General features: G+C 52.1%; 2 rRNA genes. Both read right to left on the bottom strand.

Annotated elements, in window-relative coordinates:
• Positions 1-61: 61 nt before the first annotated feature.
• Positions 62-174, bottom strand: a 5S ribosomal RNA gene (gene rrf / locus ACSQ83_RS35715).
• Positions 175-371: 197 nt separating this feature from the next.
• Positions 372-3,086 (bottom strand): 23S ribosomal RNA (locus ACSQ83_RS35710); the annotation flags it as partial.

Raw genomic sequence — 3,086 nt, 5'->3', positions numbered from 1 at the left:
ATGGGGTGGGGTTTTTGTTTAGCTGCCAAGCGGATGAGTTGCTTGGTGCAGCGCATGGGGAGCCTGACGATTACCTACTTTCACACGGGTATCCGCACTATCATTGGCGTGGAGTCGTTTCACGGTCCTGTTCGGGATGGGAAGGGGTGGTACCAACTCGCTATGGTCATCAGGCATAAAGGGGGTGTTGTAGCGCTGATGGGCGTTACAACCAATCTGGGGAAGAAGTAGTCGAGTTCACTCTTTGAGGAGCGCCTCGTTGTTACCGGTGTTGCTTAGGGTTGTGTTTGCTACTACTTATATCAGGCACAACATGATCTCAACCTGAGCGGTTCTGGGTTGCTCTTGCACACCCGAAACACACTGGTTATAGGATCAAGCCTTACGGGCAATTAGTATCAGTTAGCTTAATGCATTACTGCACTTCCACACCTGACCTATCAACGTCCTGGTCTAGAACGACCCTTCAAGGAGCTCGAAGCTCCAGGGATATCTCATCTCAAGGCGAGTTTCCCGCTTAGATGCTTTCAGCGGTTATCTCTTCCGAACATAGCTACCCGGCGATGCCACTGGCGTGACAACCGGTACACCAGAGGTTCGTCCACTCCGGTCCTCTCGTACTAGGAGCAGCCCCCTTCAAATATCCAACGCCCACGGCAGATAGGGACCAAACTGTCTCACGACGTTTTAAACCCAGCTCACGTACCTCTTTAAATGGCGAACAGCCATACCCTTGGGACCGGCTACAGCCCCAGGATGAGATGAGCCGACATCGAGGTGCCAAACACCGCCGTCGATATGAACTCTTGGGCGGTATCAGCCTGTTATCCCCAGAGTACCTTTTATCCGTTGAGCGATGGCCCTTCCATACAGAACCACCGGATCACTATGACCTGCTTTCGCACCTGCTCGACTTGTCGGTCTCGCAGTTAAGCACGCTTATGCCATTGCACTATCAGCACGATTTCCGACCGTACCTAGCGTACCTTCGTACTCCTCCGTTACACTTTGGGAGGAGACCGCCCCAGTCAAACTGCCTACCATGCACTGTCCCCGATCCGGATCACGGACCAAGGTTAGAACCTCAAACAAACCAGGGTGGTATTTCAAGGACGGCTCCACCGAAACTAGCGTTCCGGTTTCATAGCCTCCCACCTATCCTACACAGATCGGTTCAAAGTCCAATGCAAAGCTACAGTAAAGGTTCATGGGGTCTTTCCGTCTAGCCGCGGGGAGATTGCATCATCACAAACACTTCAACTTCGCTGAGTCTCGGGAGGAGACAGTGTGGCCATCGTTACGCCATTCGTGCAGGTCGGAACTTACCCGACAAGGAATTTCGCTACCTTAGGACCGTTATAGTTACGGCCGCCGTTTACCGGGACTTCAATCAAGAGCTTGCACCCCATCATTTAATCTTCCGGCACCGGGCAGGCGTCACACCCTATACGTCCACTTTCGTGTTTGCAGAGTGCTGTGTTTTTATTAAACAGTCGCAGCCACCAGTTTATTGCAACCCCTTCACCCTCCTGGCGCAGGCCAGTCAAGCTACAGGGGCGTACCTTATCCCGAAGTTACGGTACCAATTTGCCGAGTTCCTTCTCCCGAGTTCTCTCAAGCGCCTTAGAATACTCATCTCGCCCACCTGTGTCGGTTTGCGGTACGGTCTTGTTAAACTGAAGCTTAGAGGCTTTTCTTGGAACCACTTCCGATTGCTTCTTCACCTAAGTGAATGGCCTCACACCCTTGAATTACGCGCCCGGATTTGCCTAAGCGCCTTCTCCAATGCAAGGACCGGGACTTCCAACACCCGGACAACCTTCCGCGATCCGTCCCCCCATCGCATTTAACAATGGTGCAGGAATATTAACCTGCTTCCCATCAGCTACGCATTTCTGCCTCGCCTTAGGGGCCGACTCACCCTACGCCGATGAACGTTGCGTAGGAAACCTTGGGCTTACGGCGAGGGGGCTTTTCACCCCCTTTATCGCTACTCATGTCAGCATTCGCACTTCCGATACCTCCAGCACACTTTTCAATGCACCTTCACAGGCTTACGGAACGCTCTCCTACCATGCGAGATAAATCTCGCATCCGCAGCTTCGGTATATTGCTTAGCCCCGTTACATCTTCCGCGCAGGACGACTCGATCAGTGAGCTATTACGCTTTCTTTAAAGGGTGGCTGCTTCTAAGCCAACCTCCTGACTGTTTTAGCCTTCCCACTTCGTTTCCCACTTAGCAATATTTGGGGACCTTAGCTGGCGGTCTGGGTTGTTTCCCTCTTGACACCGGACGTTAGCACCCGATGTCTGTCTCCCGTGATTGCACTCTTCGGTATTCGGAGTTTGCTATGGCGTAGTAATCCGCAATGGACCCCACAACCATGACAGTGCTCTACCCCCGAAGGTGATACACGAGGCACTACCTAAATAGTTTTCGGAGAGAACCAGCTATTTCCAAGTTTGTTTAGCCTTTCACCCCTATCCACAGCTCATCCCCTAATTTTTCAACATTAGTGGGTTCGGTCCTCCAGTACGTGTTACCGCACCTTCAACCTGGCCATGGATAGATCACTTGGTTTCGGGTCTACGCCCAGCAACTGAACGCCCTATTCGGACTCGCTTTCGCTACGGCTGCCTTAATCAGTTAACCTTGCTACTGAACGTAAGTCGCTGACCCATTATACAAAAGGTACGCCGTCACCCCTTTTCAAAGGCTCCGACTGTTTGTATGCATGCGGTTTCAGGATCTATTTCACTCCCCTCCCGGGGTTCTTTTCGCCTTTCCCTCACGGTACTGGTTCACTATCGGTCGATCACGAGTATTTAGCCTTGGAGGATGGTCCCCCCATCTTCAGACAGGATTTCACGTGTCCCGCCCTACTTGTCGTACACCTAGTTCCACACATCCGCTTTCGCCTACAGGGCTATCACCTGCTATGGCCACACTTTCCAGAGTGTTCGGCTAACGGTCGTGCTAAAGAGTACAGGCTGATCCCATTTCGCTCGCCACTACTTTGGGAATCTCGGTTGATTTCTTTTCCTGCGGTTACTTAGATGTTTCAGTTCACCGCGTTCGCTTCACT

Source organism: Caballeronia sp. LjRoot29, assembly GCF_964252755.1.
Taxonomy (GTDB): domain Bacteria; phylum Pseudomonadota; class Gammaproteobacteria; order Burkholderiales; family Burkholderiaceae; genus Caballeronia.
The sequence above is the reverse complement of the archived record's forward strand: the minus strand, read 5'-3'. Positions and strand labels throughout refer to the sequence as shown.